General features: G+C 71.2%; 25 protein-coding genes. 8 read left to right on the top strand and 17 right to left on the bottom strand.

From position 1 onward, the window contains the following. Positions 1-129: 129 nt before the first annotated feature. The gene (locus ABZU69_RS23460) at positions 130-1,329 is read left to right on the top strand and encodes a hypothetical protein (RefSeq protein WP_354966477.1); all 1,200 of its coding nucleotides are present in this window, start codon (positions 130-132) and stop codon (positions 1,327-1,329) included. A 52-nt stretch (positions 1,330-1,381) separates the two neighbouring features. On the opposite strand, the gene fbaA is transcribed toward ABZU69_RS23460, so the two are convergent. Together fbaA and ABZU69_RS23450 are read right to left on the bottom strand one after the other, a co-directional pair. Continuing rightward, positions 1,382-2,407: a class II fructose-bisphosphate aldolase gene (fbaA, locus tag ABZU69_RS23455; RefSeq protein ID WP_089018268.1), complete on the bottom strand. Its 1,026-nt coding sequence runs from the start codon at positions 2,405-2,407 to the stop codon at positions 1,382-1,384. 162 nt (positions 2,408-2,569) lie between these two features. Beyond that, positions 2,570-2,953: a phage holin family protein gene (locus ABZU69_RS23450; RefSeq protein WP_354966476.1), complete on the bottom strand. Its 384-nt coding sequence runs from the start codon at positions 2,951-2,953 to the stop codon at positions 2,570-2,572. A gap of 121 nt (positions 2,954-3,074) precedes the next feature. Here ABZU69_RS23450 and ABZU69_RS23445 point away from each other — a divergent pair, with 121 nt between their 5' ends. Next, positions 3,075-3,287, top strand: coding sequence for a hypothetical protein (locus ABZU69_RS23445; protein ID WP_354966475.1), 213 nt, complete (start codon positions 3,075-3,077; stop codon positions 3,285-3,287). 1 nt (position 3,288) lies between these two features. Here the strand turns inward: ABZU69_RS23445 and ABZU69_RS23440 are convergent, their stop codons facing one another. Both ABZU69_RS23440 and ABZU69_RS23435 read right to left on the bottom strand, forming a co-directional pair. Continuing rightward, positions 3,289-4,353 (bottom strand): LCP family protein, encoded by a 1,065-nt coding sequence (locus tag ABZU69_RS23440; RefSeq protein WP_354966474.1) that lies wholly within the window; start codon positions 4,351-4,353, stop codon positions 3,289-3,291. Positions 4,354-4,355: 2 nt separating this feature from the next. After that, positions 4,356-4,835: a SigE family RNA polymerase sigma factor gene (locus ABZU69_RS23435; protein WP_354966473.1), complete on the bottom strand. Its 480-nt coding sequence runs from the start codon at positions 4,833-4,835 to the stop codon at positions 4,356-4,358. 168 nt (positions 4,836-5,003) lie between these two features. On the opposite strand from ABZU69_RS23435, the gene ABZU69_RS23430 reads away from it, so the two are divergent. Then, positions 5,004-6,599, top strand: coding sequence for an LPXTG cell wall anchor domain-containing protein (locus tag ABZU69_RS23430; protein ID WP_354966472.1), 1,596 nt, complete (start codon positions 5,004-5,006; stop codon positions 6,597-6,599). Between the two features lie 143 nt (positions 6,600-6,742). Then, positions 6,743-7,564 carry a DedA family protein gene (locus ABZU69_RS23425; RefSeq protein WP_354966471.1) on the top strand — a complete coding sequence of 274 codons (822 nt, stop codon included), beginning with the start codon at positions 6,743-6,745 and terminating at the stop codon, positions 7,562-7,564. Between the two features lie 170 nt (positions 7,565-7,734). On the opposite strand, the gene ABZU69_RS23420 is transcribed toward ABZU69_RS23425, so the two are convergent. The 9 genes from ABZU69_RS23420 to ABZU69_RS23380 all read right to left on the bottom strand — a co-directional run bounded on the left by ABZU69_RS23420 (position 7,735) and on the right by ABZU69_RS23380 (position 15,968). Further along, positions 7,735-8,112, bottom strand: coding sequence for a metalloregulator ArsR/SmtB family transcription factor (locus ABZU69_RS23420; RefSeq protein ID WP_007454255.1), 378 nt, complete (start codon positions 8,110-8,112; stop codon positions 7,735-7,737). A 57-nt stretch (positions 8,113-8,169) separates the two neighbouring features. Then, entirely contained in the window at positions 8,170-8,709 is a 540-nt protein-coding gene (pyrE, locus tag ABZU69_RS23415) for an orotate phosphoribosyltransferase (RefSeq protein WP_354966470.1), read from the bottom strand. 168 nt (positions 8,710-8,877) lie between these two features. Next, entirely contained in the window at positions 8,878-9,687 is an 810-nt protein-coding gene (locus tag ABZU69_RS23410; protein ID WP_354966469.1) for an SDR family oxidoreductase, read from the bottom strand. Between the two features lie 9 nt (positions 9,688-9,696). Next, positions 9,697-10,362, bottom strand: a complete 666-nt coding sequence (locus ABZU69_RS23405) for a hypothetical protein (RefSeq protein ID WP_354966468.1) — start codon at positions 10,360-10,362, stop codon at positions 9,697-9,699. Between the two features lie 72 nt (positions 10,363-10,434). Then, positions 10,435-11,274 (bottom strand): hypothetical protein, encoded by an 840-nt coding sequence (locus ABZU69_RS23400; RefSeq protein ID WP_354966467.1) that lies wholly within the window; start codon positions 11,272-11,274, stop codon positions 10,435-10,437. Between the two features lie 92 nt (positions 11,275-11,366). Then, positions 11,367-11,987, bottom strand: coding sequence for a DUF4178 domain-containing protein (locus ABZU69_RS23395; protein ID WP_354966466.1), 621 nt, complete (start codon positions 11,985-11,987; stop codon positions 11,367-11,369). A gap of 143 nt (positions 11,988-12,130) precedes the next feature. Next, a complete protein-coding gene (locus ABZU69_RS23390; RefSeq protein ID WP_354966465.1) occupies positions 12,131-12,511 on the bottom strand; it encodes a hypothetical protein in 381 nt (126 codons plus the stop codon). Positions 12,512-12,636: 125 nt separating this feature from the next. Continuing rightward, positions 12,637-15,228, bottom strand: coding sequence for an ATP-dependent chaperone ClpB (gene clpB, locus ABZU69_RS23385; protein WP_354966464.1), 2,592 nt, complete (start codon positions 15,226-15,228; stop codon positions 12,637-12,639). Positions 15,229-15,314: 86 nt separating this feature from the next. Then, a complete protein-coding gene (locus ABZU69_RS23380; protein ID WP_354966463.1) occupies positions 15,315-15,968 on the bottom strand; it encodes a helix-turn-helix domain-containing protein in 654 nt (217 codons plus the stop codon). An 85-nt stretch (positions 15,969-16,053) separates the two neighbouring features. Between ABZU69_RS23380 and ABZU69_RS23375 the strand changes: the two genes are divergently transcribed. The 4 genes from ABZU69_RS23375 (at position 16,054) to ABZU69_RS23360 (ending at position 19,796) form a co-directional block, all read left to right on the top strand. Next, entirely contained in the window at positions 16,054-17,190 is a 1,137-nt protein-coding gene (locus tag ABZU69_RS23375) for an epoxide hydrolase family protein (RefSeq protein ID WP_354966462.1), read from the top strand. Between the two features lie 251 nt (positions 17,191-17,441). Beyond that, entirely contained in the window at positions 17,442-17,942 is a 501-nt protein-coding gene (locus ABZU69_RS23370; protein WP_354966461.1) for a TrkA C-terminal domain-containing protein, read from the top strand. Between the two features lie 5 nt (positions 17,943-17,947). Then, a complete protein-coding gene (locus tag ABZU69_RS23365) occupies positions 17,948-19,153 on the top strand; it encodes a cation:proton antiporter (protein WP_354966460.1) in 1,206 nt (401 codons plus the stop codon). Between the two features lie 211 nt (positions 19,154-19,364). After that, positions 19,365-19,796: a hypothetical protein gene (locus ABZU69_RS23360; protein WP_354966459.1), complete on the top strand. Its 432-nt coding sequence runs from the start codon at positions 19,365-19,367 to the stop codon at positions 19,794-19,796. 92 nt (positions 19,797-19,888) lie between these two features. Here ABZU69_RS23360 and ABZU69_RS23355 read toward each other — a convergent pair whose 3' ends face one another. The 4 genes from ABZU69_RS23355 to grpE all read right to left on the bottom strand — a co-directional run bounded on the left by ABZU69_RS23355 (position 19,889) and on the right by grpE (position 22,736). Next, positions 19,889-20,101, bottom strand: coding sequence for a hypothetical protein (locus ABZU69_RS23355; RefSeq protein WP_354966458.1), 213 nt, complete (start codon positions 20,099-20,101; stop codon positions 19,889-19,891). A 132-nt stretch (positions 20,102-20,233) separates the two neighbouring features. Continuing rightward, the gene (locus ABZU69_RS23350; RefSeq protein ID WP_203173989.1) at positions 20,234-20,674 is read right to left on the bottom strand and encodes a helix-turn-helix transcriptional regulator; all 441 of its coding nucleotides are present in this window, start codon (positions 20,672-20,674) and stop codon (positions 20,234-20,236) included. Between the two features lie 30 nt (positions 20,675-20,704). Continuing rightward, entirely contained in the window at positions 20,705-21,886 is a 1,182-nt protein-coding gene (gene dnaJ / locus ABZU69_RS23345; protein WP_354966457.1) for a molecular chaperone DnaJ, read from the bottom strand. Positions 21,887-21,971: 85 nt separating this feature from the next. Continuing rightward, positions 21,972-22,736, bottom strand: a complete 765-nt coding sequence (gene grpE, locus ABZU69_RS23340) for a nucleotide exchange factor GrpE (protein WP_354966456.1) — start codon at positions 22,734-22,736, stop codon at positions 21,972-21,974. Positions 22,737-22,772 lie beyond the last annotated feature (36 nt).

Genomic DNA, 22,772 nt, shown 5'->3' with positions numbered 1-22,772 from the left:
CAACTAATGGTCCGGAGCCTCCCCAGGACCCGGTTACGCAGGAGCCCGGTGGCCACGGCCGCCGGGCTCCTGTCGGTTCCGCCCCGGCCCGGGGTTTGGCTGGTCCCGGCGGACGGGCAGGATGGCCGGGTGCCGACCCCACCTCCCGCGGACATCATCGAGCCGCACCTGCACGTCAACGAGGTCCAGACCCGCGACGAGTTCGACCAGCAGCTGGCCACCGGCCGCCTGACCGGCCTGACCGTGCAGGGGCTCCGCCTCGACCTGGCCCCGGTGCCCGACCTGACCGGCGTCGAGGTCACCGGCACCCTCTTCGTCGGCTGCCGGTTCGCCTCCCGGGAGGTCGGCGCCGACCTGGTCCGGCGTGGGGCGAACGTCGTGCCGCCGTTCTCCGGGCTGCCGTACCCGACCCAACCGGCGCACCTCTACACCCCGGAGGAGCTGGCCGCCGGGTTCGCCGAGGGCGGGTTCACCGGGATGTACGACACCCGGGTGTACGAGCACTACCGGGCGCACGGCGGCGCGCTGCCGGACGTCAAGGAGGCGCTCGGTCAGCGTCTGCACGACCACGGCGTGGACAACGCGTTGACCGACGCCACCCGGGCCTGGCTGGACGAGCACGGGCCGCAGTCGGTGGTGGGCATCATGGGCGGGCACGCGGTGCGGCGCGGCAGCCCGGCGTACCGGATGGCGGCCGTGCTGGGTTGGGAGCTGGCCCGGGCCGACCGGCTGGTGGTGACCGGCGGCGGTCCCGGGGTGATGGAGGCGGCGAACCTCGGCGCCTACCTGGCGGACCAGCCGGCGGCGGAGTTGACCGCGGCGATCGACCTGCTGGCCACCGCGCCCGACTTCACCGACCACCAGCGGTACACCGCCGTGGCGCTGACGGTCCGGCAGCGGTACGCGGGCGTGCCCCGGCAGCGCGGCGCCGACGCGGGATGGGCGCGGGCCGGCGGGCTGGCCATCCCGACCTGGCTGTACGGGCACGAGCCGGCGAACCTGTTCGCGGGGCGGATCGCCAAGTACTTCTCGAACGCGATCCGGGAGGACACCATCCTGCGGCTCGCCCGGGGTGGCATCGTGTTCGCCCCCGGGCGGGCGGGCACGGTGCAGGAGGTGTTCCAGGCGGCGACCAAGACCTACTACGGCACCGACGGTGTCAGCGGCGCCTACGTCTTCCTCGACCGGGCGTACTGGACCCGGGAGCTGCCGGTGGAGGCGCTGTTGCGCCCGCTGCTGGCCGCGTCCCCGTTCGGCGACCTGTCGTCGACGATCCACCTGACCGACGACGTCCGCGAGGCCGTCCGCCTGCTCACCGCGTCCGCCTGACGAAACGACGACGGCCGGCTCCCCGAGGGGGCCGGCCGTCGGTGGGACGTCGTTACTTGGACATCGTGGTGCCGGTGGAGCGCAGGTGCTCGCACGCCTCGACGACCCGGGCGGCCAGGCCGGCCTCGGCGGCCTTGCCCCAGGTACGCGGGTCGTACTGCTTCTTGTTGCCGACCTCGCCGTCGATCTTCAGCACGCCGTCGTAGTTGCGGAGCATGTGGTCCGCGACGGGCCGGGTGAAGGCGTACTGGGTGTCGGTGTCGATGTTCATCTTCACCACGCCGTAGTCCAGCGCCTCGCGGATCTCGCTCAGCAGGGAGCCCGAGCCGCCATGGAAGACCAGGCTGAGCGGCTTGTCCTTGCCGTACTTCGCGCCGACCGCGTCCTGGATCTGCTTGAGGATCTCCGGCCGGAGCTTGACGTTGCCCGGCTTGTAGACGCCGTGCACGTTGCCGAAGGTCAGGGCCGCCATGTAGCGGCCCTTCTCGCCGAGGCCGAGCGCCTCGACCATGGCCAGGCCATCCTCGACGGTGGTGTAGAGCTTGTCGTTGATGGCGTTCTCGACGCCATCTTCCTCGCCACCGACGACGCCGACCTCGATCTCAAGGACGATCTTGCCCTTGGCGGCCTCGTCGAGGAGCTGGGAGGCGATCTGCAGGTTCTCCGCCACCGGCACGGCCGAGCCGTCCCACATGTGCGACTGGTACAGCGGCTGCTCGCCCCGCTTGACCCGCTCCTGCGAGATGCCCATCAGCGGCCGGACGAAGCCGTCCAGCTTGTCCTTCGGGCAGTGGTCGGTGTGCAGCGCGATGTTGACCGGGTACTTCTTGGCCACCTCGTGCGCGTACGCGGCGAACGCCACCGCGCCGGTGACCATGTCCTTGATCGAGGGGCCGGACAGGTACTCGGCGCCACCGGTCGAGACCTGGATGATGCCGTCGCTCTCCGCGTCGGCGAAGCCCTTGAGCGCCGCGTTCAGCGTCTGGGAGGAGGTGACATTGATCGCGGGGTACGCGTACCGGCCAGCCTTGGCGCGGTCCAGCATCTCCGCGTAAGCCTCGGGGGAAGCGATGGGCATATCGAACGCTCCTTACTTACCACTCTCGGCCGTGCTGGCCGCTGTTGTTCACGGGTGCGCCGGACCGCGCTGTCCTCCGCCCGGCAGTATCCCGTAGGTGAGGTGCGCCGAAACAACCGACCCGGCCCTGGCCCACCCGTCGGGCGGTGGCAAGGGATCCGGTCACCGGTTGCCCAGGCGGTCCGGCACGATGACGCTGATCAGCCAGGTGACCACGGTCATCACGATGGCGCCCCAGAACGCCGCCCAGAAACCGTCCACCTGGAACGGCAGGTCGAGCCCGCGGGCGATCCGGTCGGTGAGCAGGAACAGCAGCGCGTTGACCACCAGCGCGAACAGGCCCAGGGTCAGCAGGTAGAACACGCAACCGACGACCTTGATCACCGGTTTGAGCACCGCGTTGATCACGCCGAAGATCAGCGCGACCACGATCAGCGTGAGCACGGTGTTGCCACCCGAGCGTCCGTGCACCTCGACCCCGGGCACGATCAGCGTGGTCACCCACAACGCGACCGCGGTGATCGCCAGCCGGATGAGGAAGCCCACGGCCCCATCCTGGCACCGGGCCGCGCCGCCCATGGGTGATTCGACCGACTCGACTTCCGCGCGGCGCCGGCACAGCCCGTACGGTGGGTGGGAACCGTGCACCGAGCCCCCGGGAGGAACGATGGGTCAGCCCGATGAGGACTTCACCCCCGGCGACCACCTCGCCCCGGACGAACGCGACCCCGAGGCGGAGCCGGCCGACGCGGTCGAGCAGGCCGCGGTGGTCGGCCCCGCCGACGTCGACGGCGAGCCGCACCGCGGCCTGGAGGTCGACGACTGGGACGCGATGGAGCAGGCCCGGGTGGTCACCGGGGACGAGGACGACTACCGCTGAATCAGCGGCCGGCGTCGACCAGCTTCGGGTGACGGGCCGTCCATTCGTCGAGCCGGTCCTCCCGCAGCGCGGTCAGGAACTCCGGGGCGAGCTTCGGGTTGAGGCGCAGGTACCGGTCCTGCCCTGTCGGCTCGACGACCGGCAGGCTGAGCCCGACCGGCTCGACCGATCGCAGCGCGGGGACGAGCCGCAGCAGGTCCAGCACGGCGGCCCGGTCGGGTGACACCACGAGGTCCGGGCCGACGGCGGCCAGCAGTCTGGTGAGGCGTACCGGATCGGTGAGCACGCCCTGGTCGGTGGCCTGGCGGACCAGACCGGCAGCGAAGAGCCGGGCGTTCCGGTCCCGGTCGTGGCCGCCCTCGGGCAGACCGTAGCGCTGGCGGAGCAGGTCGACCGACGCGGCGCCGCCGAGACGCTGACAGCCCGCCGGGAAGACCCGCTTCGTGTGGACGGAGAGCACCCGCTCGGGCAGACAGACCGGCACTCCGCCCACGGCGTCGGTCAGCGCGCGCACGGTGGGGTACGTCAGCACCACACCAGCGTCCACCCGGATCCCGGTCAACTCGGTCACCGTACGCCGAGTCAGCTCGTAACCCTTGGTCATCTCCGGCCGGGTGAACCCGGCACCGAACGGAAACGCGGCGTTCAACTTGTTGGTGCCGTAGCCCGGGATCGGCACCCCCAGGTCACGCGGCAGCGAGATCAGGTACGGACGACTGTGGTCGGCCGGGATGTGCACCAACAGCATCGCGTCAGTTCGCGACACCTCCCGCCGGTCGCCGTCGAGGCCGAGCAGCAGGATGTTCAGCGCGCCCGTCGGCACCGGCCGACCGGACTCGCCGATCAGATCGGCGGCGGGCGGCGGTCCGGCGCGCTCCGGAGTCAGCAGGGGCACCCCGATCCCCAGTGCACCGAGCAGCGCCAACGCCGCACTGCCGGCCTGCCACCGGCGGCGACGACGCCGCCGCCGGGTCACCAGGCGGTCGATCGTGGCCCGCAGCGGACCGGTCGGCGGGGTCATCGGTTCGTGCCGGGCGAAGGCGGCACGCAGGTCATCCTCGATCATGTTCACGCCTCCACGTACTCGGCCCGGAGCGTGGCCAGGGCCCGGGAGATGGACGAACGTACGGTCCCGACGGCGCAGCCGAGGATGTCGGCGATCTCGGCGTCGGGCAGGTCCTCGTAGTAGCGCAGCACCAGGGTGGCCCGTTGCCGGCGCGGCAGCCGGGACAGCCAGGACCAGATCTGGTCCCGGTCGACGGCGGACTGGGCGTGGTCGACGGGTGCCGCCAGCGCCTCATCGGGCTCCCCGCGCAGCAGCACCCGGCGCATCCAGGAACCGCGCTTCCAGTCGACGTACTGGTTGGTGAGCATCCGGCGCACGTAGCGCTCGGGTGAGTCCGCTCGGGCGACCCGTCGCCAGTTGAGCTGGACCCGGACCATCGTCTCCTGCACCAGATTCTGCGCCTGGTGCGGATCGCCGGTGAGCATCACCGCGTACCGCAGCAGCGGGGCCAGTCGCGTGTCCGCGAACTCCTCGTACGTCACTGCACCTCCCGGGGCTCCTGCCTCAGATGACGGAAGCGGGGCGATCGAACGTTGCGGTGACGCCGATCAACCTTTCGGCCGGTCTTGGCATTCGGGGCGGCGGCCAACCTTAGCGATTCCTTAGGATCCGCAGGCTCCACCTGAATCCCCCACTGGAGGAACCCCCACATGCTCACCCACTCCACCCGGCGTTTGCTCGCCGGACTGGGCGTAGCAGGCGCGTTCGTCGCCGCCTCCGCCAGTCCGGCCATCGCCGATCCGGCTGCCGAATTCGACCTCTACTTCCAGGACGTCACCGTCGCGGCCGACTCGCCCGGCGTCGTCCGGGGGCCGAAGCTGTTCGGCTCTGAGCCGACCGTCCTCAACGAGGTCACCGTCCGCTACGACTACCGCTCACTGGCCGACAAGATCACCTTGGCCGGCGACACGGGCAACGACTGCTCCGCCGACGATGCCGGAGTGCTGGTCTGCACGGAACCTTTCCCGGTGGTCGTCGACGAGCTGTACGGAGGATTCCTCGGGGACGTCATCATCGCCCCGACCGACAAAGCGGCTACCGGCGACGCCGGCGAGCTGAAGGTCAGCCTCCAGACCGCCGGCAAGGACGTCGCCAACTACGTCTCCCGCATCCGCGTCGGCGAGGGCGTCGACCTGGCGGGCGGACCCGAAACCCAGGTCAAGGCAGCGCCCGGTGCCGCGTTCCAGGCCCCGCTGACTGTCCGCAACGTCGGCAAGACCGACATCGAGGGTGTGGTGGCGTTGTTCGACAACGACTACGGCATCCGGACCAAGGAGCGGTTCGACAACTGCTACTACGCCGAGGACTTCCTGTTCGCCTGCGAGTTCGACGAGAAGATTCCGGTCGGTGAGGGCGCTACGACGACCCTGAACTACGAGCTGGCCAAGGACACCTACGCACCGAGCACCGAGTTCGGCGACATCTGGTTCATGACCACGGGAGACTTCGAGGACTTCGCCGGCGTCCGCGAGGAGGCCGGCGCCAAGGCGGCCCGCCTGGGTACGGGCAAGACCTTGTCGCTGACCCAGGCCCCGGGTGCGAGCCGCGCCATGCAGACGGACACCGACCCGAGCAACAACCACAGTGCGCTGCGGGTGGAGGTCACCGGCAAGAACGGTACGGACCTGGAGGCCGTCGGCGCCAAGTTCACCGGCGCCAAGGGTGCGGTGGTGACCGCCGCCCTTGGTTTCCGCAACAACGGCCCGGCCACCCTGGAGTACATCCGCACCGAGACCGACGTCACCTTCGTCGACGTCACGGTGCCGACCGGCACCACCGCGGTGGAGGTGCCGGCCGAGTGCGCCCCGCGTACCGGTGAGGACGCGGAGTGGGAGGACGCCGGGACTCCCGGCGCTGCCGAATACCGCTGCTATCCCGGGCCGTTCGCCCCGGCCGGCGAGGAACTGACCGGCGAGTTCAAGTTCCGTATCGACAAGGTCATCGCCAACGCCACCGGCGCGGTGAAGGTCAACGTCCCGTGCGAGTGCGAGGGCGGCTTCTACGCCGACCTGAAGCCGGCCAACGACACCGCCAAGATCCTGGTGAACGCGTCCGGCGACCAGGGCGACCAGGGCGACCAGGGCGACCAGGATGGCAGCGGCGGCCAGGGTGGTGACGACGGTGGCGCGCTGCCGATCACCGGCCAGTCCACCGGCCTGATCGCCGGCATCGGCGCGCTGCTGCTCGCCGCGGGCGTCGGCGGCTACCTGGTGGCCAAGCGCCGCCGGACCCGCTTCGTCGCCTGATCCAACCCGCACCACCGGTGCCCCGCCGACCATCCCGGTCGGCGGGGCACCGTCGTTGCGACACCCTTCGCCTCGGGGGATGCGCCAGCGGGTGGTGTGGGTACGGTCCGGCGCGGCAAGAGACGCGGTCTTCGGTACCCTTTGTGGCCGTGGACACAGCTGAGAAGACCCGCACGCTCGCGGAGAGCGTCGCCCTGAACCCGCTCGATCCCAAGGAGCTGTTGCAGACCTTCGGGCTGATCGGCGTCTGGGTGATCCTCTTCGCCGAGACCGGCCTGCTGGTGGGCTTCTTCTTCCCGGGCGACTCGCTGCTGTTCCTGGCCGGGGTGGCCGCCTCGCCCGTGGCGGACGCCATCTTCGGCGACGGCACCCGACTCTCCCTGGCCGGCCTGCTGATCGGCGGTCCGATCTGCGCGATCGTCGGCGCCCAGGTGGGGCACTGGCTCGGCGCGCGGTACGGCCGGCGGATGTTCGAGCGGCCCAACTCCCGGCTCTTCAAGAAGGAGTACGTGGAGAAGGCGGAGTACTACTTCCAGAAGTTCGGCCCGGCGAAGGCCGTGGTGCTGGCCCGCTTCATCCCGATCGTCCGGACGTTCCTCAACCCGGTCGCCGGCGCGCTCGGCATGCCGGCCCGGCAGTTCCTGCTCTGGAACATCGTCGGCGCGGTGCTGTGGGTGGACGGCATCCTGCTGATCGGCTACCTGCTGGCCGAGCAGATCTACCAGGCCATCGGGGACAAGATCGACCACTACATCCTGCCGGTGGTGGCCCTGATCATCGTGATCTCGGTGCTGCCGATCTTCTTCGAGTTCCTCCGCGACCGGCGGGCACGCAAGCGTGGCGAGGCGGTCGCGGTGGTCGCGGCGGCCAGCGCCGTCGGCGCGGTCGAAGCAGTCCGCGAGACGTTCGACCACGACGAGCACCCGCACGGCCGCCAGCGTCCGGAGCACGGGCAGGAGCGCTGAACCCTGGGTACGACGACGGCCGGCCCCCTGGTGAGGGGGTCGGCCGTCGGCATGTCGGACCCGGCCTCCGGCGGTGCGGCCGGGGACGAGCAGACGTCACCGAGCGGTGGCGCCACCCCTGGCTCGCCACCGAACACCATCCCGGCGCGGGACGGCGTGCAGCGCCTGCTTCAGCGGGCCTTCTTGGTGGCCCGCTTACGCGGCGGGGTCAGCAGGTCGGCGATCGTCGCGATCGCACTCGGGACCAGCCGGTAGTACGCCCAGACACCGCGCTTCTCCCGCTCCAGCAAGCCGGCCTCGGTGAGGATACGCAGGTGGTGACTGACCGTCGGCTGAGAGAGGCCGAGCGGCGCCGTCAGGTCACAGACGCACGCCTCGCCCTCAGGGGCCGACTGGATCAGGCTGAGCAGCCGCAACCGAGCGGGATCGGCAAGGGCCTTGAGGACCCCCGCGAGACGCTCGGCATCGGCACGTTCGATCGGCTCACCGGCAAGCGGCGAGATCTGAGGCATAGTCATTTCGGCCAACGCAGTTCCCACGTATTCCATCCTTCCACCAGCAGCATCGATCCGCCTGCATATCAGCAGATCCGAATCGGCAAACTTTTACGCCACAAGGCCGAGGTCAGCCAACGTATAGGCCGCCCTGTACGGCAATCCGGCGGCTCGCACCGCGTCGCCGGCGCCTCGATCAACAATAACCGCCACGCCCACGACTTCAGCCCCGGCCTCACGAAGCGCCTCGACCGCGGTCAACACACTTCCGCCTGTCGTGGACGTATCCTCCACCGCCAACACTCGGCGGCCGACCACCTCCGGTCCCTCGATGCGCCGTTGTAGACCGTGCGCCTTACCCGCCTTGCGCACCACAAAAGCGTCCAGGGCCCGACCGGTCGGAGCAGCGGCGTGCAGCATCGAGAGCGCGATGGGGTCCGCGCCCAGGGTGAGCCCGCCGACGGCGTCGTACTCCCAGTCGGCGGTGAGGTCGAGCAGCACCCGGCCGACCAACGGGGCGGCCCGGTGATGGAGCGTGACGCGACGCAGATCGACGTACCAGTCTGCCTCCCGCCCCGAGGAGAGCACGACCCGTCCGTGGACCACAGCCAGGTCGGTAATGAATTTACGCAGGTCGTCGTGGTCCCCCATGGCGATAGAGGTTACTGCGCAAGTCTGGACGCCGCGTGTGGGGTCCACCCTGATCAGCCCGCTGGGGGACAGATGGTTGGCGATGTCCGACTACGCTCAGCAATCGGCCCGATCGCGGTGAGCCAACGTACCGGCACTGGCGCCGGGAGACCGGGCGGCCCTGGGTGCTCAGCGCTCGTCTCGACCGATCCTGCCGCGGGTGTCCCGGGCGACCGCCTGGAGCAGCCTTCGCGGCGCGTGCCGCAGGCCGGCAACGGCCACTTTGTACTTCCACGCCGGAATGCTGACCAACTTGCCTTTGCCCAGGTCACGCAAGGCTTCGTCGACCACATCCTCGGCCCGCAGCCACATCCACTCGGGCGTCTTCGACATGTTGATGCCGGCCCGCTGATGGAACTCCGTACGGGTGTAGCCGGGGCAGAGGGCCATCACCCGGACCCCGAACGGCCGTGCCGACTGGCCGACGGACTCACTGAAATTGGTGACCCACGCCTTGCTGGCCGAGTAGGTCGATCCCGGCATCACCGCGCCGAATCCGGCAACCGAAGAGACATTTATCACTGCCCCATCGCGCCGTTCGGTCATCGGCCGCAGCGCCGCCAGGGTCAGCCGCATGACCGCGTGCACGTTGAGCCGCAGCAGGCGGGCCTCGTCCTCGGCAGAGGAGCGCAGGAACGGTTTGTTGAGGCTGATCCCGGCGTTGTTGACCAGCAGGTGCACGGGGCCGCCGTCCGTGAGCCGCTGCTCCACCACGGCGCAGCCGTCGTCGGTGGACAGGTCCGCCGAGATCGTCTCGACCTCGCGGCCGTGTCGGGCACCCAGCTCGGTGGCCAGTTCGGTCAACCGGCCCGCGTCCCGGGCGACCAGCACCAGGTGCCAGCCGTCAGCGGCCAGCCGGCGGGTGAACGCAGCGCCGATGCCGGCGGTGGCGCCGGTGATCAGGGCCCGTCGCTCGGCGATCGCGGGGTCGAGCGTCACGGGCGGTCCTCACCTGGGCGGGTACGGGGGCGCGGTCTGCGCCGGCGGGGGCTGGTGCGGGGCGGGTGGGAACCCGGGCGGAGCGGACGGCACGGTAGGCGTTGTCGGACGGTGCCGACCGAACCAGGCGTTGGCCGCCGGCAGGGCCAGCAGCGTAGCTACCACAAGGTAACCGAGGCCCTGTCCAACCGAAAGTCCGGCGTTGAGCGGGATCCACCACGACGGGTACGCGTCACCGATCAGGCCCAGCAACTCGGCGGTGGCCCGCTCGCCGGCGCCCAGCCGCAGCGGCGCGGCCCGTTCACCGATGAGCACCGCCACGCTGCAGCAGCCGGCGAGCAGGCCGAGCCCGCAGACGACCCAGGTGGCCACCCGGACGCCGGCACGACCCGCCAGCAACCCGACGGCCAGACCGGCGAGCACCGGCGTGGAGAGCGCCGCCACCACCGCCGAGACTGCCGCGGACACGCGCAGCAGGGTCACCACATCGTCGACCTGCTGCGGACTCGCCGAGGTGTCCCGGGCGGCGGAGCGGAACGCGTCGACCGTGCGGCCGAGCACCGCCAGGTCGATGACGGTGTACGCGAGTGCGGCGATCGCCATCACCAGCAGCACGGCCGCGGCCAGCAAGACCACGGCCGGCCGGCGCGCCGGTGCCGATTCCGGGTACGACACGACGAATCCCTCCGGTAGGCGTCGGGTTGCAACCTACTCGGAGGGATCGTCGGCGTCGTGGTTATCGAACGGTCAACTCGTCGACGGCGGGGTCGGCCCGGGACGGTCGGCCGGCGGCGTGTCGTCCGGTCGGTCCGTGCCGGACGGGCCCGACGAGGGCGACGGGCCGGGCGGCGGCGGGTAAGCCGGCTCCGACCCGGTCGTCTGGCCCGGCGTCGACGGGTAACCCGGCTCGCCACTCGACGGGTTGCCCGGCTGTCCGGGGGCCTGCGGGTAGCCGGGCTGGCCCGGCGCCTGCGGGTAACCCGGGTAGCTGGCGCCCGGGGTCGGCGGCTCCCAGCCCGCGGTGGGCTTGCGGAAGTACTCGTTGGCCTTCGGAAGCGCCAGCAGGATCAGCGCCGCGAGCAGCGCGAGCAGGCTGATCACGCCGAGCAGGAGGCTGACCGGGGTGATCCAGGAGGGCAGCGCCTCGTCCAGCCGGCGCTGGATCTCCTCGCCGCTCGGCATGTCGCCGCCGGTGTCCACGCCGGTGGTGAAGCTGCCGGCGGCCCCGCTGAGCAGGGTGCCGCCCACGCAGCAGACCATGATGCCGCCGATGATCCAGGTGGTGATCCGGGCGCCGTTGCGACCCTGGTTGTTGAGCAGGGCCAGCACGGCCAGGGCGACCGCGAGCAGCAGCAGCACGATGCTGCTGCCGATGCCGAAGGCGAAGAAGAAGTCCGCCACCTGCTCGGCACCGTTCGCGGAACTGCCCTCGTACGCCTCGCGGAGCACGTCACGGGTCTTGCCGATGGTGGCGAGGGTGAGGATCAGACTGATCACCTGGCACGCCAGGAACAGGAAGAGCAGGTAGCTGGAAATCGTCACGATGGATGGCCGCTGGCGGGCCGGCGTGCTCTGGGAATCGACCACGATTCTCCTTCCCTAAGATCGCGCCCACACCGTATCGGCAACTGGCCACTCTGGCATGCCGTGGCCAACCCGGCGCGCCCGTCGGGACCGGCTCAGCGCTCTTGGGTGGTGGGTCGAATCGTCAGCTCGGCGGGGTCGAGCAGGTCGCCGCCGGCGACCCGCCAGCCCTCTTCGCCGTACGCCTCGAAGGAGAGTCGCGCGCCGCCGCCGGACTCGTAGTCGTGGTAGCGCATCGTCCCGGCCGCCGGCAGCCCGGTCTCGCCGGTGGCGGTGTACCGCGCCTGCCCGGTCTCGGCCCAGGTGTAGCGCCGCCCGCCGAGGTCGATGGTCGGGGCGCCCGGGGTGACGGTCGCGCCGGGTTCGGCGGTCCAGAGCACCAACTCCAGGTCGGGGCCGTCCTCCACGGACAACCGGTGGCGGGTGCCGGAGGCGTCGTCGAGCAGGTGCTGCACCCAGCTCCAGTCCCCCTCGACCAGGCGGATCGTGCCGCTCACCGCGTACTCCCGCTCGCGGATCCGCACGCGGTCGCCGGGGGCCAGACGGTGCGGGCCACCGCGCAGCGACTCCGCCGCGCGGCCGCGCGGCGGCCGCCCGCCGGGCACCGCACCGCCGGGCCGGGTCGCCGCCCGTCGCCGGGCCCGCACGATGATCACGAACACGGCCACCGCGAGTACGGCCACCGCCGCCACCAGGTACGTCACCGACCCGTCCACCGACCACCTCCCCAGGTACGTCGGCGCAGACGGTAACAACCCCCGACACCGAAGCGACTCGCGTCGTGACGGAAAGCTCAGCTACTCACGGCGGCCGGGGCGTTGCCGCGCGTGGCCGTCTGCACTGTGGACAGAGCGGTGGATCACGCTGCGGCGAGTCGTTGGGTGGCGTATTCGCCGAGGGTGGAGCGCCCCATCACGCAGCCGACGAAGGTGGTGAACTCCGTCGGGTCGTCCCGCAGTGACGTCCAGGTCGCCCGGGCCGCCGTCGGGTCGATCCGCTCCAGCAGCGTGGCCGCGTACGCCCGGCCGGCGGGTGAGCCCTCGGCCAGCACCCGGTCGAGCTGCCGGCGTACCTCCTCGGGGTGGTCGTCGAGGGCGGCCTCGACCCGCTGGTACGCCTCGGTCACCGGCAGCAGCGTGCCGGCGAAGCCGACGCCACCGAAGGCAAGCGTGTCGGCCGCGACCAACTCGTCAACGGCCGAGCCCAGTTCCCGTTCCCACTTCTTCCCGATGCCGAACATGCCCCCATCCTTTCCCCGCCCACCCCCGCTCCACCCTGTTGATCAAGAGGTTTGCATCATGAGAGGACATCTCGATGACGCAAACCTCTTGATCACCGCGGGTTGGGCCGGGAGGCGGGGTGGGGTCAGGCCGGGGTTACCGTCAGGGTGTTGGTGGGGGTGGTCAGGTCGACCTTGACGGTGTCGCCGTCGCGGATCGTGCCCGAGAGCAGGGCCTTGGCCAGCTGGTCGCCGATCGCGGTCTGGACCAGGCGGCGTAGCGGGCGGGCGCCGTAGATCGGGTCGTAGCCGTGCTCGGCGAGCCACTGGCGCGCGGACTCGGTGATGTCCAGCGCCAATCGACGGTCCGCGAGACGCTTTCGCATCCGGTCCAGCTGGATGTCCACGATGGAGCGCAGATCGTCCCCCCGCAGCGAGGCGAAGACCACGATGTCGTCCAGCCGGTTGAGGAACTCCGGCTTGAAGTGCGACCGGACCACGGCGAGGACCCCCTCCCGGCGCTGCTCATCGGCCAGCGTCAGGTCGCTGATCACCGACGACCCGAGGTTGGAGGTGAGGATCAGGATCGCGTTACGGAAGTCGACCGTGCGGCCCTGACCGTCGGTGAGCCGACCGTCGTCGAGCACCTGGAGCAGCACGTCGAAGACGTCCGGATGGGCCTTCTCCACCTCGTCCAGCAGGATCACCGAGTACGGCCGACGGCGCACCGCCTCGGTGAGCTGGCCGCCCTCCTCGTAGCCGACGTAGCCGGGCGGGGCACCGACCAGGCGGGCCACCGAGTGCTTCTCGCCGTACTCGCTCATGTCGATGCGGACCATCGCCCGCTCGTCGTCGAAGAGGAACTCGGCGAGCGCCTTGGCCAGCTCGGTCTTGCCGACACCGGTCGGGCCGAGGAAGAGGAAGCTGCCGGTCGGGCGGTCCGGGTCGGCCACGCCGGCCCGCGCCCGGCGCACCGCGTCGGCGACCGCGCCCACCGCCTCGGCCTGGCCGACCACCCGGCCGCCCAGCGACTCCTCCATCCGGAGCAGCTTGGCCGTCTCGCCCTCCAGCAGCCGGCCAGCCGGGATGCCGGTCCAGGAGGCAACCACCGCGGCGATGTCGTCCGCGCCGACCTCCTCCTTCAGCATCGCGCCGTCGGCCTGGAGCTGGGCGAGCTCCTCCTCGGCCTGCTTCAGCTCGACCTTGAGCGCGGGGATCCGGCCGTAGCGCAGCTCGGCGGCGCGCTCCAGCTCCCCGTCGCGCTCGGCCCGCTCGGCCTCGCCGCCCAGGCGCTCCAGCTCCTCCTTGGCCGTGGAGAGCTTGGTGATGTGGCTCTTCTCCGTCTGCCAACGCTCGGAGAGCACGGTGAGCTGCTCGCGCTTGTCCGCCAGTTCCTTGCGCAGCCGCTCCAGCCGCTCGGCGGACGCGGCGTCGGGCTCCTTGGCCAGCGCCATCTCCTCGATCTCCAGCCGGCGAACCGCCCGCTCGATCTCGTCCACCTCGACCGGCCGGGAGTCGATCTCCATCCGGAGCCGGGACGCGGACTCGTCGACCAGGTCGATCGCCTTGTCCGGCAGGAACCGGTCGGTGATGTAGCGGTCGGACAGCGACGCGGCGGCGACCAGCGCGGCGTCGGTGATCCGCACGCCGTGGTGCACCTCGTAGCGCTCCTTGAGCCCGCGCAGAATGCCGATGGTGTCCTCGATGGTCGGCTCCCCGACCACCACCGGCTGGAAGCGGCGCTCCAGCGCCGGGTCCTTCTCGATGTGCTCCCGGTACTCGTCCAGCGTGGTGGCGCCGACCATCCGCAGCTCACCGCGGGCGAGCATCGGCTTGAGCATGTTGCCGGCGTCCATCGAGCCCTCACCCTTGCCGGCACCGACGACGGTGTGCAGCTCGTCGAGGAAGGTGATGACCTGCCCGTTGGAGTTCTTGATCTCCTCCAGCACGGACTTCAGCCGCTCCTCGAACTGGCCGCGGTACTGGGCGCCGGCGACCATCGCGCCGAGGTCCAGTGAGACCAGCTTCTTGTCGCGCAGCGACTCGGGCACGTCACCGGCCACGATCCGCTGGGCGAGCCCCTCGACGATGGCGGTCTTGCCGACGCCGGGCTCGCCGATCAGAACCGGGTTGTTCTTGGTACGTCGGGAGAGCACCTGGATCACGCGGCGGATCTCCGAGTCCCGGCCGATCACCGGGTCGATCTTCCCGTCGCGGGCGCTGGCGGTCAGGTCCACGCCGTACTTGGCCAGGGCCTGGTAGGTCTGCTCCGGGTCGGCGGTGGTGACCCGCCGGTCCCCACCCCGGACACTCGGGAAGGCGGCGACCAGGGTCTCCTCGGTGGCGCCGACCGACGTCAGCGCGCCGGACACCGCGCCGCCGACCCGGGCCAGGCCGGCGAGCAGGTGCTCGGTGGAGGTGTACTCGTCGCCCAGCGGCCGGGCGATCTGCTCGGCGGCGCCGATGGCGTTGACGAACTCCCGGGCCAGCGTGGGCTCGGCGATGCTGGAGCCCCGCGCGGCCGGCAGGGCGTCGACCGCGCGCTGGGCGGCCCGGCGCAGCTCGGCGGGGTCGGCCCCGACCGCGCGCAGCAGGCCGGCGGCGGTCGAGCCGTCGGTGTCCAGCAGTGACAGCAGCAGGTGCCAGGGCTCCACGGTGGCGTGGCCGCGCTGGTTCGCCAGGGCGACGGCACCGGTGATGGTCTCGCGGCTCTTGGTGGTGAGGCGTTCGGTGTTCATGGGCTCCCCCGGATCGGCGTTGTCCATTGGGTTGGACCCAACCAGAGTTGAGCGTATTCCGCTCAACCCTAACGCTGTGACGCCCATCACTCTCGGCGACGCCAGCGCCAGTCGAACTCCCCGGCCGCCGGTGGCGGGCCGGGCAGCGGGTCGGTGTCCGGCCCGGTCGACAGTCCGGCCAGCAGCACCGCGAGCTGACGGCGGCGCAGCTGCCCGGTCCGCTCCGGATCGGGTACGCGCACCGCGGCGCACGCCTCCAGCAGCAGCCCCAGGTCCTGCACGACCACGTCGGGGCGCAGCCGCCCGCTGGAGCGGGCCCGCTCGAACAGGGCGGTGGCCAGCTCGCTGGCGCGCATCGCGTCCCGGCCCATCTCCTCGGTCGGAGTGAAGGTGCCGGCCAGGTGAACGGTGAGCGAGTGCACGTCGGCGTCGACCACCCGGGCCAGGAACCCGGCGAACGCGGCCCAGTCGTCCGGCTCCGCCATGGCGGTCTCGGCTTCGGCGATGTAGTGGCGCAACCCGTCGTGGCAGAGCTGGCGCAGCAGGTCCTCCTTGCCCGCGTACCGCCGGTAGAGCGCGCTGATGCCGACGCCGGCACGTTCGGCGACGGCGGCGATCGGCGCCTTCGGATCGTCGAGGAAGACCGCGCGGGCGGCCTCGAGGATCACCTCGTTGTTGCGGGCGGCCTGGGCACGGCGGCCGGCCAGCGGCGCGTCCGTCTTTCCGCGGGGAGGTGGCATGCCACCAGAATAGCAGTGGAACGGACCGTTCCGGTCTGCTACTGTGGTAGCGGAACGAAACATTCCGTTCCGAAGGAGTACCGAGATGACCGGCACCGCGATCCGCCCGTTCCGCGTCGAGGTCCCGCAGACCGCCCTCGACGACCTGGCAGCCCGGCTCGGCCGCACGGTCTGGCCCGCCGACCTGCCCGGCGCCGGTGCCACCTACGGGATGAGCACCGACCGGGTCCGCGCCCTCGTCGACCGGTGGCGGGACGGGTTCGACTGGCGCGCAGTCGAGGCCCGACTGAACGGGTACCCGCAGTTCGTCACCGAGATCGACGGCGAGCAGATCCACTTCCTGCACGTCCGGTCGTCCCGGCCGGACGCCACCCCGCTGGTGCTCACCCACGGCTGGCCCGGCTCGGTGCTGGAGTACCTGGACGTGATCGCCCCGCTCACCGAGCCGACCGCACCGGACGCGCCGGCCTTCCACCTGGTCATCCCGTCGCTGCCCGGCTTCGGGTTCAGCGGCCCGACCCGCAGCGCCGGCTGGAACCGGTACCGCACCGCCCGCGCCTGGGCCGAGCTGATGAGCCGACTGGGGTACGACCGCTACGGCGCGGTCGGCAACGACGCCGGCTCAATGGTCGCGCCGGAGTTGGGCCGGATCGACGCGGCGCACGTGCTCGGCGTGCACGTCACCCAGCTCTTCTCGTTCCCCTCGGGCGACCCGGCCGAGTTCGCCGGGCTGTCCGAGGCGGACCAGGCGGCGCTCGAGCACCTCCAGTGGTTCTACGAGAACAAGTTCTCCTTCAACCAGGTGCACAGCCAGCAGCCGCAGACCCTGGCGTTCGGGCTGGCCGACTCGCCGGTCGGGCTGCTGGCCTGGAACGCCCAACTCTTCGACGAGAGCCTCGACGCCGACTTCATCCTGGCCAACGTGGCGCTCTACTGGTTCACCGGCACGGCCACCTCGGCGATCCGGTTCTACTGGGAGGACGCGCACGCCGGCGACGCGCCTACCGGGCCGACCACCGTGCCGACCGCGCTGGCCATGTTCCCCGGTGACTTCCAGTCGATCCGCCGCTTCGCCGAGCGGGACCACGCGAACATCGTCCGGTGGACGGCGTACGGAACGGACGTCGAGGGCCGCGGCGACGTCGGCGGCCACTACGCCGCCCACCAGGCCACCGACGTGCTGGTCGCGGATGTCCGCGAGTTCTTCGCCAGCCTTCGCTGACCGTGGCGCGCCCGGGTGCCCACCCCGCTCTGCCGGGGTGGGTACCGGCGCATCCCGAGTGGTAGGTCCACTCCGCTTCCCGGAAGTCGGGGCGTCCGGACTGCCGGGACACCGCGACATCGCCGAAACCGAGTCGATCAACGAGGGCCTCAGATCGAGCGGGAGCCATCGATCTTGGAAGGAGGTGGCCCCTGGAGGGGCCGAACTCGACCAAGATCTGGGCTTGGTTCACTAGGCGGTAGCCTTGGCGGGTGCGAGTACGAGTCGAGCAGACCGCCCTTCCCGGGATCGGGGTACGTCACGATCTGGTGACCGAGTCCGGACGCCGCCTGGGCGTGGTCTCCCACCGCAATGGCCGCCGGGATCTTGTCCTCTACGACCCCGACGATCCCGATTCCTGCCAGGCGGACATCCCGCTGACCGACGACGAGGCGGAGGCGCTGGCCGACATCCTCGGCGCGTCGCTGATGCTCGGCCAGCTCTCCGGGCTGCGCGAGCAGGCCGCCGGTCTGCTCACCGAGCAGATCGCCATCACGGCGGGGTCGCGGTACGTCAATCGGAAGCTCGGTGACACCAAGGCGCGTACCCGCACCAGCGCCTCCATCGTGGCGGTGTTGCGCGACGGCGAGGTGATCGTCTCGCCGCTTCCCACCTTCCGCTTCGCAGCCGGTGACGTGGTGGTCGTCGTGGGGACCCGCAAGGGTCTCGACGGTGTCTCCGCCATCCTCGCCGACAGTGACCCGGACGGCTGAGGCGGATGCACGACTCCACCACACTGCTCGTCGAGGTCGGCGCGCTGCTGTTGTTGCTCGGTGTCCTCGGTCGACTCAGCCGCCGCGTCGGTCTTTCGCCCATCCCCCTCTACCTGCTCGCCGGGCTGGCGTTCGGGCACGGTGGGCTGCTCCCGCTCGCGGCCAGCGAGGAGTTCTTCGCGGTCGGGGCCGAGATCGGCGTCATCCTGCTGCTGGTCATGCTCGGCCTGGAGTACTCGGCCAACGAACTGGTCGGCAACCTCCGGTCGGCGGCCCCGGCCGGGCTGATCGACGGCGTACTCAACGCACTGCCCGGCGCCGCGTTCGCCCTGCTGCTCGGCTGGGACTGGGTGGCCGCCCTGGTGCTCGGCGGCATCACCTGGGTCTCGTCCTCCGGAGTGATCGCCAAGGTCCTCGGCGACCTGGGCCGACTCGGTAACCGGGAGACCCCGGTGATCCTCTCGGTCCTGGTGATCGAGGACCTGGCGATGGCCCTGTACCTGCCGCTGGTCACCGCGGTGCTGGCCGGCACCGGCCTGCTCGGCGGCGGCATCGCGCTCACCGTGGCGGTGGGAACGGTGCTGCTCGTGCTGGTGCTCGCCATCCGGTACGGCCATCTGATCTCCTCCGCCCTGTCGGCGAAGGATCCGGAGGCGCTGCTGCTCGGCGTACTCGGGCTGACCCTGCTCATCGCCGGTCTCGCGGCGAAGCTCCAGGTGTCGGCGGCGGTCGGCGCGTTCCTCGTCGGCATCGCGCTCTCCGGGCCGGTGGCACACCACGCCACCGAGCTGCTCTCCCCGCTGCGGGACCTGTTCGCCGCGGTGTTCTTCGTCTTCTTCGGGCTGGTCACCGACCCACGGGACATCCCACCCGTGCTGCTGCCGGCGCTCGCGCTGGCCGTGGTCACCATGGCGACGAAGACGCTCACCGGTTACCTCGCGGCTCGCCGCGTCGGCATCGCCGAACCTGGTCGATGGCGGGCCGGCCTGGCACTCGTACCCCGCGGTGAGTTCTCCATCGTCATCGCCGGGCTCGCGGTGGCCGCCGGCAGCGTCGAGCCGCGGTTGGCGGCGCTGGCCACGGCGTACGTCCTGATTACCGTGGTGACCGGGCCGATGCTGGCCCGACTGCCCGACTTCCCGTGGTTCAAGCGGTGGCTGCGCACCCGTGCGGCGGCCGAGCGGCGGGAGCCGGTTCCGATCCACGACTGACGCGCCACCGCCGTTGACATGGTCCCGATCGACACGTCAACGGCGGTGGGCGGGCCCTCCGACCATCCGGTGGACCAGGCCAGGCCAACGGTTGCTGAATTGCTCCCTGCGGGGACTACCGCAGCACCCGACGGCGGGTTACCGTTTCGCCCCAGCAGCCAAGGTCCGCGGGTGGCCAGTGCCAACGCGGGCGAAAGTGGAAGGTTGGCCGGTGAGCGTGCAGGAGTCGACGTTCCACGGCTTCGCCAACCCCGTCGATCCGACTCCGGCGGAGTTGCGAGCTTGGGCGTACCAGCCCGATTCGGTGCCCTTGGCTTCGATGCCGCCGGATTGGGACCTACTGGTCTCCGGCGACCGGCTCATCCTGACGCTCTTCGAGTTGGCGATGGACCCGACCTGCCCGGCCCGCCGCTTCGCGCTGCACTGCCTCTACATCTACGCGGCCGACGGCATCCGGACGAACTTCCGCGCCCACCCCAAGCGCCGCTTCCGCAAGCTGGTCGAGCAGGCCGAGCGCGACGGCGACGAGCTGATGAAGATCTGGGCACACAACGGCCGCGTGCTGCTGGCCCGACCGGATCTCTTCGTCTACCGGGACTGGTGCGAAGGCGGCCTGGTCCGCGAGAACCGCCGCCTCGGCTGACGCCGCCCCACCGCGGGCGTCACTGCGTCCCGGCCCGCACTCAGGACGACGAACGGGCCGGGACCCCCCGTGGGTCCCGGCCCGCACGTCGGTTACCGGTCGGTCTGCTTTCGCTGGGTCTCGGCCCGGGCCTGGTCGACGCCGTGGTCGACCTGGTCGGCGAACCGCCCTTCGGTGATCCGGTCCCGAAAGCTTCCCTCGGTCACCTTGTCGAACTTCTCGCGGACGGTGTCGGCCAGGTCTTCGAGCCGGTCCTCCGTCTGCTGAGCCATTTGCTGGGCCATCTTCTTCGCCGGCTCCGCCATCGCTCCCCCTGCTATGCCGGTAGGTCCGAATTAAGCCGATAGAACCCGTATCGACAGGCTAGCCGGAACGGCCCGGCCCGCGCCGGGAAATCCGGTGCGGGCCGGGCCGAAGAAAGGAACCGGAAGAGCAGGTCAGCGATCGGGCGTACGGCGGGGTCGCCAGACCACCAGGGCGGTGGACGTGCGGTTGGTGGGCACCAGATCGCGGCCCGGGAAGCGGGCCAACGACTCCAGCTCGGCCACCCGGCGGTACGCGGCGTCCAGCTCCGCCTCCAGCCGGGCCACCCGCTGCTGCGCCTGCTCCAGCAGCCGCTCCAGCCCGATGATCCGCTTGACTCCGGCGAGGTTGATCCCGTCGTCCTGACTGAGCCGCTGCACCTCGCGCAGCAGCACCACGTCACGGACGCTGTAGCGACGCCCGCCGCCGGCCGCCCGGCCGGGCTGCACCAGGCCGAGACGGTCGTACTGGCGCAGGGTCTGCGGGTGCATCCCCGCCATTCGTGCCGCCACCGAGATCATCAGCACCTTGGCCTCGTAGGCAGGGTCACTCGAACCGAGGAATTCGCCCGACATCCCGCTCACCTCCGCGTCCATCCCACCGGACTAACTGACCCGACGCACCCGAGCGTCGAGATGTTCCCTGGCCGCCGGCGGACTCTGCTCGGCGAACGCCTCCAGTGCCGTCCGCGCCTCGTCCGACAATCGAGCCGGCACCACCACGTCCAGCGTGACCAGCAGGTCGCCGGCCTGCCCGTCGCGGCGGACCACACCCTTGCCCCGGGCCCGCAGCACGCGCCCGCTCGGCGTGCCGGGCGGGACCCGCAGGGTCACCGCGCCGTCGAGCGTCGGCACCCGCAGGTCCGTGCCGAAAACGGCCTCCGCGAAGGTGACCGGCACGGTCAACGTCAGGTCGTCACCGGTACGACCGAACAGCTCGTCCGGCCGGACCTTGACCTGCACGAACAGGTCACCGGCCGGGCCACCGCGCTCACCCGGCTCGCCCCGCCCGGCCAGCCGGATCCGCTGGCCGTCGGCCACCCCGGCCGGGAAGCGCACGTTCAGCGTGCGGGTCTTGGTGACCCCACCGCTGCCGTGGCACTCCGGGCACTTCTCCTCGACCACCGTGCCGACGCCCTGGCAGGTGCGGCACGGCTCGGAGAAGCTGAACGACCCCTGGTTGCGGGTGGTCACCCCGGCGCCGTGGCAGGCCGGGCAGGTCCGCGGCTGGGTGCCGGGCTTGGCGCCGTTGCCGTGGCACGTGTCGCAGACGCCCGGGGCGCGCAGCGTCAGCGGCAGGGTCACGCCCCGCACCGCGTCGCCGAAGTCCAGCGCCACCTCGGCTTCCACGTCCCGACCCCGGGCCGGACCGCGCGGCGCGGACTGCCCACCGGCCGAGCCGCCGGAGAAGATCGAGCTGAACAGGTCCTGGAAGCCGGCCCCGCCGAAGCGACGGTCGCCCCCCGCCCCGCCGCCGAACATGTCGGAGACGTCGAACGGCATGCCGCCCGGCTGGCCGGCGCCCCGTGCGTTACGCCGGAACGCGCCCGAGCCGAACAGCGAGCGCATCTCGTCGTACTCCCGGCGGCGGCTGCTGTCCGAGAGCACGTTGTACGCCTCGGAAACGGCCTTGAACCGCTCCTCGGCCTTCGGGTCGCCCGGGTTGTGGTCCGGGTGCGACTCCCGAGCCAACTTGCGGTACGCCTTCTTGATGTCATCCGCGGAGGCGGCCTTGTCCACGCCGAGCACGGCGTAGAAGTCCTTCTCGAGCCAGTCCTTCGAACTCACCGGTCCACCCCCTTCCGACCTTCGTGGCCCGGCCGTCCCGCCCACCGCATCGCGGCGGGCGGGACAAACCGGTCACCGTCTCGCACTATTCCGGATCCGCGACCGCTACCAGCGCGGGGCGCAGCAGCCGCTCACCGAGCTGGTAGCCGCGCCGCATGACCTGCACGCAGGTCGGCTCGCCGACCTCGGCCGAGGTCTGGTGCGCGACCGCCTCGTGCCGGGTCGGATCGAACGGGTCGCCCTGCTCGCCGAAGGCGGTCAGGCCGAACTTGCCCAGCGCGGTGGTGAGCTGTTCCGCCACCGATCCGAACGGCCCGACCAGGTCGCCGTGTTCCCGGGCCCGGTCCAGGTCGTCCAGGATCGGCAGCAGTGCGGCCAGCACCGAGCCGGTCGCCTGCTCCTGCACCAGGCTGCGGTCCCGGTCCACCCGCTTGCGGTAGTTGGCGTACTCCGCCGACACCCGCTGCAGGTCCCGCGTCCGCTCGTCCAGCTCGGCCCGGAGCGCCTCCAGCTCGGCACCCAGCGGCGAGCCGGTGCCGGTGCCGGCACCGTCGACCGGCTGCGCCGGGGCGTCCACCACCGGCGGACTGGACGGCGCCGACCCGTCGACCAGGGTGGCCTCGATCTCGATCTCGTCGACCACGACCTCGGCGTCCTCGACCAGGCCCTCGGCCGGAACGTCGCTGCCCGCGTCGGCGGCGGCCCCCTCGGGCTCCGTGGTGTCGCTGAGCTTGCGGTTGTTGCGGATGACGACCCGCTCCCCGTCGCCGGTGGCCGGCTCGGTGGGCGCGGAGCCACCCGGCGCCGACCCGGTGTCGCCCGGGTCGGCGGCTCGTGGCTTCTGCGTCATGCGGCTACCTCATCCCCTTCGCAGTGGATACGTGTC

Source organism: Micromonospora sp. NPDC005206, assembly GCF_040608175.1.
In the GTDB taxonomy this organism is placed as follows: Bacteria; Actinomycetota; Actinomycetes; order Mycobacteriales; family Micromonosporaceae; genus Micromonospora.
The sequence above is the reverse complement of the archived record's forward strand: the minus strand, read 5'-3'. Positions and strand labels throughout refer to the sequence as shown.

Bases quoted from the DNA above. Each gene is read 5' to 3' on its own strand.
- ABZU69_RS23375 (WP_354966462.1), top strand. From the start codon at position 16,054: ATGACCGGCACCGCGATCCGCCCGTTCCGCGTCGAGGTCCCGCAGACC.
- grpE (WP_354966456.1), bottom strand. From the start codon at position 22,736: ATGACGCAGAAGCCACGAGCCGCCGACCCGGGCGACACCGGGTCGGCG.
- ABZU69_RS23380 (WP_354966463.1), bottom strand. From the start codon at position 15,968: ATGCCACCTCCCCGCGGAAAGACGGACGCGCCGCTGGCCGGCCGCCGT.
- ABZU69_RS23390 (WP_354966465.1), bottom strand. From the start codon at position 12,511: ATGTTCGGCATCGGGAAGAAGTGGGAACGGGAACTGGGCTCGGCCGTT.
- pyrE (WP_354966470.1), bottom strand. From the start codon at position 8,709: ATGGGGGACCACGACGACCTGCGTAAATTCATTACCGACCTGGCTGTG.
- ABZU69_RS23350 (WP_203173989.1), bottom strand. From the start codon at position 20,674: ATGTCGGGCGAATTCCTCGGTTCGAGTGACCCTGCCTACGAGGCCAAG.
- fbaA (WP_089018268.1), bottom strand. From the start codon at position 2,407: ATGCCCATCGCTTCCCCCGAGGCTTACGCGGAGATGCTGGACCGCGCC.
- ABZU69_RS23440 (WP_354966474.1), bottom strand. From the start codon at position 4,353: ATGATCGAGGATGACCTGCGTGCCGCCTTCGCCCGGCACGAACCGATG.
- ABZU69_RS23420 (WP_007454255.1), bottom strand. From the start codon at position 8,112: ATGGAATACGTGGGAACTGCGTTGGCCGAAATGACTATGCCTCAGATC.
- ABZU69_RS23355 (WP_354966458.1), bottom strand. From the start codon at position 20,101: ATGGCGGAGCCGGCGAAGAAGATGGCCCAGCAAATGGCTCAGCAGACG.
- clpB (WP_354966464.1), bottom strand. From the start codon at position 15,228: ATGAACACCGAACGCCTCACCACCAAGAGCCGCGAGACCATCACCGGT.
- ABZU69_RS23365 (WP_354966460.1), top strand. From the start codon at position 17,948: ATGCACGACTCCACCACACTGCTCGTCGAGGTCGGCGCGCTGCTGTTG.
- ABZU69_RS23445 (WP_354966475.1), top strand. From the start codon at position 3,075: ATGGGTCAGCCCGATGAGGACTTCACCCCCGGCGACCACCTCGCCCCG.
- ABZU69_RS23430 (WP_354966472.1), top strand. From the start codon at position 5,004: ATGCTCACCCACTCCACCCGGCGTTTGCTCGCCGGACTGGGCGTAGCA.